The organism is Blastocatellia bacterium, assembly GCA_035573895.1.
Taxonomy (GTDB): domain Bacteria; phylum Acidobacteriota; class Blastocatellia; order HR10; family HR10; genus DATLZR01.
The window spans coordinates 66,063-74,515 of record DATLZR010000015.1; the positions used below are offsets into that span (position 1 = coordinate 66,063).

At 57.5% G+C, this 8,453-nt stretch carries 7 protein-coding genes and 1 tRNA gene; 5 read left to right on the forward strand and 3 right to left on the reverse strand.

Annotation, left to right across the window (positions count from 1 at the left end):
- Positions 1-416 precede the first annotated feature (416 nt).
- Together VNM72_01970 and VNM72_01975 are read left to right on the forward strand one after the other, a co-directional pair.
- Positions 417-1,121, forward strand: a complete 705-nt coding sequence (locus VNM72_01970) for a HEPN domain-containing protein (GenBank protein HXF04166.1) — start codon at positions 417-419, stop codon at positions 1,119-1,121.
- A 276-nt stretch (positions 1,122-1,397) separates the two neighbouring features.
- Complete coding sequence (locus VNM72_01975) at positions 1,398-2,168, forward strand: hypothetical protein (protein HXF04167.1); 771 nt, start codon at positions 1,398-1,400, stop codon at positions 2,166-2,168.
- 129 nt (positions 2,169-2,297) lie between these two features.
- Here the strand turns inward: VNM72_01975 and VNM72_01980 are convergent, their stop codons facing one another.
- Together VNM72_01980 and VNM72_01985 are read right to left on the reverse strand one after the other, a co-directional pair.
- Positions 2,298-2,672, reverse strand: coding sequence for a hypothetical protein (locus VNM72_01980; GenBank protein HXF04168.1), 375 nt, complete (start codon positions 2,670-2,672; stop codon positions 2,298-2,300).
- Between the two features lie 9 nt (positions 2,673-2,681).
- Positions 2,682-2,858, reverse strand: coding sequence for a hypothetical protein (locus VNM72_01985; GenBank protein HXF04169.1), 177 nt, complete (start codon positions 2,856-2,858; stop codon positions 2,682-2,684).
- Between the two features lie 345 nt (positions 2,859-3,203).
- Here VNM72_01985 and VNM72_01990 point away from each other — a divergent pair, with 345 nt between their 5' ends.
- The 3 genes from VNM72_01990 to VNM72_02000 all read left to right on the forward strand — a co-directional run bounded on the left by VNM72_01990 (position 3,204) and on the right by VNM72_02000 (position 8,037).
- Positions 3,204-5,006 (forward strand): glycosyltransferase family 39 protein, encoded by a 1,803-nt coding sequence (locus VNM72_01990; protein ID HXF04170.1) that lies wholly within the window; start codon positions 3,204-3,206, stop codon positions 5,004-5,006.
- A gap of 278 nt (positions 5,007-5,284) precedes the next feature.
- On the forward strand, positions 5,285-7,576 hold the full coding sequence (locus VNM72_01995; protein ID HXF04171.1) for a beta-galactosidase: 2,292 nt from the start codon (positions 5,285-5,287) through the stop codon (positions 7,574-7,576).
- 131 nt (positions 7,577-7,707) lie between these two features.
- Positions 7,708-8,037 carry a Dabb family protein gene (locus tag VNM72_02000; protein HXF04172.1) on the forward strand — a complete coding sequence of 110 codons (330 nt, stop codon included), beginning with the start codon at positions 7,708-7,710 and terminating at the stop codon, positions 8,035-8,037.
- A gap of 13 nt (positions 8,038-8,050) precedes the next feature.
- Here VNM72_02000 and VNM72_02005 read toward each other — a convergent pair.
- Positions 8,051-8,137 (reverse strand) — tRNA-Leu (locus VNM72_02005).
- Positions 8,138-8,453: the final 316 nt, after the last annotated feature.

Sequence of the window (8,453 nt, forward strand, 5' to 3'; positions counted from 1 at the left end):
TGACACGGGGCGTCAAAAATTCGCCCCATCAGAATCCACGCTTTGCGAAAGAATAACTCGCCGCAGGGCTTTTCGGCCCGCCGCCGATGGAGGACCTCCTGGACGGGACTCGTGCAGAGAGTGGCTTAAGTCCCTTCCTTTGATCCACTACATCGCTGCGTGTATCATAAGCCCTTGTGGCGCAGGGAATCACATCACGGCAGCGGGTGGCTCTGCTTTGACCTCTCACTTGTGATCGTGCTCAGAGTCGTTTGTTCTCCAGATGGAGATCTTCAAAAGCCCCCGATGATGGGAGTCGGACGGAGTATCCCGCAGCCCTACAAAGCGATATACCGGTCGGCCGGATGGGCTACACGGGTCTTTAACTGATCGGCAGAAAAAAGGAAGCGATCCGAAACACGCCTTCCAGGGACTCCGTGAGAGCGGCATTGAGCGCCTTCACCGAACGATTGGTGTCCAGCCCGCTCGGCAAGCAGGTCATGAAGATCGTTCTTTTTGGGAGCCACGCTAAGGGAACAGCCCGGCAATACAGCGATCTCGATGTCTTGATCGTCGCCAATAACGGGCAAGAGCTGTCAGATTTGATTGCCGACCTCGCCTTTGAGATTCAGATGGAGTATCAGGTCGGTCTCGAACCTATAACCATCTCTCTTGACGATCTGTTCCCTGTGCGATCGTACTTTGTCTTTAATGCCCTACGCCATGGACGGGAGGTGTACGCAGTGGCTCATGAAGAGCCGAAGAAAGAGGAGCGGAAGAACCTCATTGCTCTGACCGAGGAATATCTGACTGCCGCCGAACACGCGGCAGCCAGTGGGTATTGGAGACTGGCCGTAGATGCTGCTTATAATGCAGCGGAACTTGCCCTTAAGCCTCTCATCTTAAAACGGGGTGACGACTTTCCCGGTCCTCACGGGGGGCTTGTCAGCAGGTTTGGTGAGCTATACGTCAAACCGGGAATCTCTGAGAAAACGCTCGGGCCCAAGTTAAATCAAGCCCCGGAGAAACGAAACCAGGCGAGGTATAAATACCAGGCCATCATCAACCAGGATGATGCTCGCACCGTAATCGAGCTGGCCTGGAAATTGAAAGAGCTGGCGGAAAAAGAGCTTTCCGATTGAGAGCAGAGCAAGCCCTCCAAAGTCAGCACCCCGTTGCAAGCAGGGTCCCGGTTAGTAATCCCGTGTGACTACCGTTGCCCGGCTTTATCCCTAGAATCCATCTCAAATGGTGGGCCGTTCTCTCCAGAGGGGCTCCGAAAAGCGCGCAAGCAGCGCCCGATGGTAGCCGCACGATTTCAGCCTCGACTATGGGGAGAGAATACGGCCCAGTTTTAAAACGATCGCGGATTCTTTCCCCTTTGACCGGTTCAGGAGACATTTCTAAAATCACACATCGTGGCCGGACGAACTTGGGAACCAAGCGAGATCGAGCGCCCTCGATTCACCGTAATTGCGGGCAGCGGTTTTCGCCCGGAATTTTTCGATTTTGATCGAGGGATCCGGGTGGGAAATCTCGAACCCCATGAGCGCATCACCCAGATTCTCAAACGGGCCCTCGAATCGGCTTTCGGCCAAACCTTCACCACCGTGCGTTGGGGACGGGGCGTCTACTGGCAATGGATCGGATTCTTTCCTCAGGCCAATCGCTTGGCCAAACCTCTGTCACACCACGTCAGCTTTGGCTGCGCTAAATACTTCATCTCCCTGGAACGAGACGACAACTGTGTCAAAGCCGGAATGCAGGTTGAACGGGGATACCTTCGGGCCCCGCGCCAATACCCGGAATGCAGACTCCGTGAGGATTGGGATTGGCACCGGCTCCTCGCTCAGTTGAGATCGGGAAGCGAATTAGATCATCTCCTCCGTCAGCTCGTCACCGTGGATGGATTCCACATTTACGCCGGGGGCTGGCCCGACGGTGAGGAACTGACGGCTGCCCGATTCACCGGAGCGACGCAGGTGCGCCGATTACTTCTGTCAGCCCCTTCCACCCAATGGGGTGGATTTCAACTCTACTATCCAATGACCCAGAATGACGTTCGTTCGATGACCGGATACGAGATCGTCGAGTCCATCCTGGCTATCTTTGGTGAAGTCACTCCGGTTTTGAATCGCTGCATGCAAATTCGCCTCCAGCCGTGCTCCCGGCACGGAGGAGGCGACTGAACGCCATCCCAGGTTTCCAACCGTGTTGAGGACAGACGAAAGGATCCCCTTCCTCGCGCCTGGTTTGAGGCGAGGAAGGGAGAAGAGATAGCCCTCTCTCCCTCCTCGGGGAAACTTCGTCAAACCTCGCTATTCGACATCCGCCACAACCGTCTTGGCAGCTTGCACAACCGGAGCGAAGGCGTCCGGACTTACATTGGTGGCCGCGTAGACTGCCTTTTTCTTCCGGTAGACAATGACGGTGTTGGCGGCATTGAGGTCAACCTTGTATTTCTGGAGAGCGGGATCCTCGAGGCCTTTGGGGAGAACTGTGAGCGGAATGGTGATGTTTCGCTGAGCGGCCAGGGCTTCTAACCTCTCTTTCTTCTCCGGCCCGGCCACGAACACGACAAATCCACGAAGCCCACGATCCTGATGCTCCTTGACGAGACGATCAATTTGTTCGACCAACCTGGTCGAGGCCTCACTGTCGTCCTTGATGAAGGCCATGACGACAGGAGCCATGGCGTACCGTCAGACATAGCACAATTGTTTCCCCTTATTGGGGCCAGTGACGTCGAGAACATCGAAGGCCGGGGTCGAGTCCCCAACCTGGAAGGATGTCTTCGAATCCTGAGCGTGGCTGCGATAAGCAACATACCCCGCTCCAAGCAGCCCCACGCCCAGAGCAAAAGCGACAACCCTCTTCATAATTTTCTCTCCTCCCTGTCGAAAGTACTCACCGCCAGACGACGGTGGCGTTCCCACATAGAACCTCGCCCTTAATAGACGCAGGGACAATGATAGCGGTTACAGTCACATCTGTGAAGGCGCATTAAAGCCGTTGAGAGTTGCTCCGCTCAGGCTCTCTCGCAGAACCATCCGGGGAGCCATCCATTCAGGGGTGCCAGCATCCAGAGGGCAGGGGTAAAGCGATAAGGGAAATACGGCTCAATCTACCCTTTCGCTTCGGGCTACTCGCTATGGTCCATAGGATCTGTGGTTCTCCTAGAACCACTGCTTTACTCCAACCTGTGCATGATAAAATGGCCAAGGATGATCGGACGACAACAATGGGGCGCACTTATCCTCGCGGTCTTTCTTGCGCCGTATTTCCTGCACCTGGGGACTTCGGCGCTGTGGGATGCTAACGAAGCCTTTTACGTCGAGGGTCCCCGCGAAATGCTGGAATCAGGGGATTTACTCTCGCCCCGATTCAATTTCAGCCTCAAGCTCAACAAGCCGATTCTTCCCTATTGGGTGGTCCTGCCCACCTTTGCACTGTTCGGCGTCAGCGAATGGTCGGAAAGAGTTGTCATTGCAACCTGCATGGTCGTAACTATTCTGCTAACCTACGCCCTTGGCCGTCGTTTGTACGGTCACGGGGTGGGGCTGCTTGGAGCCATTGTGCTGGCATCAAGCGTCAAATTCCTGATTGTCGGTCGCCGCTCACTCATTGATGCTCTGCTGACGACACTACTTGTGGCGGCGCTCTATCTCCTCGTTCGTGGAGCGACGGAGCGGAAATTTTCCGCCGGAGCCTATATCATGATGGGGCTTGCTGTCCTCACCAAGGGGTTGGTGGGAATCGTGATCCCCCTTGGAGTTGTCCTGACTTTTCTCCTCTGGCAGGGGATGCGACAAGCCTATCCTCGGTCATCGAGGGGTTCGGTACTGTCGTTCATCCTCCATCAGAGTCTGCGCGGGTTGAATGTCCTTCGGTTTCCTCTCGGTCTCTTCATCATCCTGGCGGTGGCGACGCCCTGGTATGCCGCCATGATCCATCGTCATGGATGGGGGTTTCTCAGCGCTTTCATCATCGGCGACCACGTTAAGCGATTCCTTTACGGAACCTCTGGAATGTCACGTCCCTGGTGGTACTATGGGCCCGTGCTGATGAGCGAGTTCTTCCCCTGGTCCCTTTTTCTGCCCGCTGCCATAGCGGCGACAGTCCTGCGTCTTCGGTCATCCGGCGAAGCCTCCTGGGCAACAGGTACGCCGACCGACACGTTCGCGTCGTCCGCCATCTGCCGTTCACTTCCGGCAAACAGTGCCACAGGTCCCGCTTCTGGGCATCAGGGGTCAGCTCCATCGGAATGGGCTGATTGTTTTCTGCTCGCCTGGATGGGCTTCATCCTGATTTTTTTCAGCCTCTCGGTAGCCAAGCAAAACGAGTACCTGCTACCGCTTTATCCGGCTGCCGCGCTCGTTGTCGGTCGGTTTTTCTCCGAGGCTCGGCCCTTTTCCTCCCGACTCATCAAAGGTCTGTTCGCGTTGTCTATCGCCTTGCTTGCCGGAGGGTTCATTGGCGGGGCCTGGGTTGCCGCGAGTCGGGCCCCGATGCTCTTTGACTCCCATCGGCTGCTGACGACGACCTCGGTGACTCTGCTCACAGCCGCTTTACTTCTTGCAGGCGCTTATCTGCTTGGGACCCTCCGTCAGGTCTTCGCTCTGACAGCCCTGACGATGCTCGTTCTCACCGGAGTCCTGCTCTCCCTTCTGCCGAAGCTTGAAGCCTACCGCCCGGTTCGGCACCTGGCTGAGCGCATCACCCGGGAGGCAGCCCCTGATGATCTCGTGGGATATTATCGGTTCACCGCTCCCAGCCTCTGCTACTATACCCGGAGAAAAATCTTCGAGGTCTTCACCCCCGATGAGATCAAAGAGATTCTTCGCTCCACCCGCCGCGCCTTCTGCCTCATGTATGAACGCGACATCATCGCCCTCGGCGCGGATTCCGGATGGCCTTTGCGAGTTATAGAATGTCGCCCATCGCTCTTTCCGATGACAATGAAACGATTCCTCCGCCTGCGAGGTCCCGACGATCTCGAACGTATCTGTCTGGTCACCAATCACTAGAGGCGGAAATCCCCTTCTGAAGCTCTGCGTTCCTGCGGGCGCGTCTTCAACGCGCTGTTCGTCTGGTAGTGACTCCCGGCTCCTCCGACCCCACAGCAGGACGTTCACTCCCACGGGATAGAAGATTGTCCGCTGGGTGAGCGACACGAGTCGCTCCACATCAGGCCATCTGTCATCGCCCAATAATAAGAGACTCGCGGGCATGGCCAACGGCACGGAATCTTGACAATGAGAGGTGGGGAGAATCAGGCTTGTGAGGAGAAAAGGAGAAGAACGGTATGCGTATTGCTGGCGCTTTCCTTTTAATCTCCGGGCTGACCGTAGGAAACCTGCCCGCTTCAGGCCAGAGCAGAGCCGAGGTCTTCTTTCCCATGGCGGTGTGGTATGGGGGCGGACGCGCTCGCGCGCCCATGCTCGAGCCAAACCCTCGAGCCGAGCGCGACCGATGGCGAGCGGACCTGCAAAAGATCAAGGAGCTTGGCTTCAACTCCATTCGTTGCTGGGTTGACTGGGCGACGGCGGAACCCGTCGAGGGGCGCTACAACTTCGAGGCCGTTGACCTGCTCGCGGAGTTGGCTGGCGAACTCGGCTTGCGCGTCATCGTTCAAGTCTACGCCGATTCGGCCCCCGACTGGATCGGAAAGAAATATCCCGATGCACACTTTGTCTCCATTGGCGGCGAGAGGATGCCGGTGGAGTCTGCGCCCGGTTATTGCTTCGATCATCCCGGCGTGCGAAAAGCTTTGTTGCGATTTCTCACTGCGCTGGCCGAGCGAATGAAACGGCACGCGGCTTTCTTCGGCTGGGACCTCTGGAGTGAACCCCACATCGTCAACTGGGCATCCGCTCCCTACCTCACTCACCCGGAGTTTTGCTTTTGCCCCTACACCGTCAACCGATTTCGCCAATGGGTGAAGAAGAAATACGGGACTCTGGAAGCCTTAAATCGTGCTTGGTATCGGCGGTTCGATGACTGGAACGATATTCAGCCGAACCGTTTGAGCACGATCCTCTCCTACACCGATTACATTGACTGGCGGTTGTTCATCATCGAGAAGCTCGCCGAAGACCTTCGCATGAGATACGAAACGGTCACGCGCGTTCTCCCCGATAAAGTTGCAACCAGCCATGCGGCGGCTCCCGGACTCTTCACGAGTCCGGCGGCCGGCGACGGCAATCCCGATGACTGGCTGATGGCCCGGCAGGTGGATTTCTGGGGGACGTCGTTCTATCCCAAGCACTCGTTTCCCGTCGGACGAGATCCCGAGTGGCGGGGCGCGCTTCTGGACTTCATCCGCTCGGCGTGTTCGCGCGCGGCGGGATTCTGGATCGGAGAGCTTCAAGGAGGTGTCGGAACCGTTGGACTTCGCATCAGTTCGACCGTCACGCCCAACGATCTGCGGATGTGGACCTGGAGCGCCCTCGCGCGCGGCGCGAAGGCGATCAATTTCTACGCCTTCTATCCGATGAGTTCCGGATACGAATCGGGAGGCTACGGATTGATCAACCTGGACGGCACACTTACCGAGCGCGCGCAGGCGGCCGGTGAGATCGCCCGGATAGTCAGTACTCATCAAGACATGTTCCTAGCCGCCCGGCCGACGCCGGCGGAAGTCGCCATCGTGTATAATCCGCTGTCCTCGCTCATAGGCGGACGGCAATCACTGACATCGCTGGGCGCGCAAGCAGAAGCCGCCAGTCTCACGCGCCAGTCGCTGCTCGGCACGTATCGCGCGCTCTTTCCCCTCAACGTGCCCGTTGATTTCCTTCACGTTGACGAGATCGCCACCGGTCAGATCGAAAGGTACAAACTCATTCTGCTGCCCTATCCGTTGATGATGAGCCAAGCCGCCGCCCGAGGAGTGGAGAAATACGTCGAGCGGGGCGGCATCGTGATGAGCGAAGCGCGACTGGCATGGAACGATGCTTCCGGTCGTGCTCAGGAAATCATCCCCGGCTTTGGACTTCACCGGGTGAGCGGCTGCCGCGAAGCCTCCATCCAGCAAACGCCAGGTGGCAGGACCGACATCCGCATCGTTCGTTCGGATGAAAGTATCCCTGAGCTGCAACCCGGCGATCGGTTGAGGGGCGCCCTCTACGAAGAAGCCTTGCAACCGATCGCTCCCTCGGCCCGTGTCATCGCCACCTTCCCCGACGGCTCGCCCGCCATCGTCGTCTCGTCCTACGGCCAAGGGAAAATGATCACCGTGGGATCGTTCCTGGGAATGCTCTACGAAGCCGAACGCGACGAGAATGTCGCCAGGTTCTTCGCCGGACTGCTCCGGTGGGCGGGAGTGAGACGACCGGTGCAGATGTTAAGCGGGGCATCTCCCGGACATATCGAGGTGAGAACCGCGACAACAGCTCACGACAATCTCGTTTTCATCTTCAATCACGGGAACGATCCGGCGGAACCCACCGTTGGCCTGGAATTGCCGGCGGGGACGTATGAGGCCCGGAATCTCGTCACCAAGGAAGCTATCGGTGTAACGCACGAGCGTGGACTTTTGCTGATGACGGTTCGAGTCGGCGGAAACGATGTCTCAGTCATTCACGTGAAGCGGAAATAGAGCGAGACTGTGAATCAGATGAGGTTCCCGTGCGACGGAGCGACCTTTACTAATCCGACTCACGCCGATGGCGAGTTCACGCCCGTCGGAAATTGTTTTTCAAATTCCCAGGAATCGGCTATCATGGGTGCATGATTCGACACATCGTGCTCTTCAAATTCAAAGACGAGGTTCCGCCCGAGGAGCGGAGAGCCTTCATCGCGCGGCTTAAGCAGCTTCCCCAGCAGATCGCGGAGATCAAGGAGTTCGAGGTCGGTGAGGACATCACGCGAGCAGCACGGTCGTATGACCTGGCGCTGGTTGCCACCTATGAGGATGAAGAGGCTCTGCGACGTTATGCCGAACATCCCGACCATCTGCCCGTTGTGGAACTGGCGCGGCAGCTCTGTCAACACATCGTGTCAGTGGATTATGCTTGCAATCCTCCTCCCCAAAGCGCGTCCTCGTTGCCAACAGCATAATGGGGGAATCAGATGGTGGGGATGAGAGGACTTGAACCTCCACGGACTTGCGTCCACAGCGTCCTGAGCGCTGCGCGTCTGCCAGTTCCGCCACATCCCCACGCGCAGGCTTAATTATATTATTGGCCCTCCGCCGGATCGTCAAGCGATACCTCGGTGAAGGCAGCGAAAAGATCACCATAAGACCGTTCTCCTTCCAAGGTCAAATCACTTGTTTCTGCTTGATCCACCAGACTTCATCGGTGTCCGGAGGGGTCAGTTCCCGAGATGAGCGGGCCAGAGGCAAGGGGCAAGCAGCCGTCGTCCGACGTGAGTGGAGCGGCGATGATCTCCTTTCCCCCTCCGTCGCTGCTCGCGTTTGAGCGAGTGATGGAGCGACGAGGACGCCTCTCTGCCGGTTAGTCCCGGACAATGCC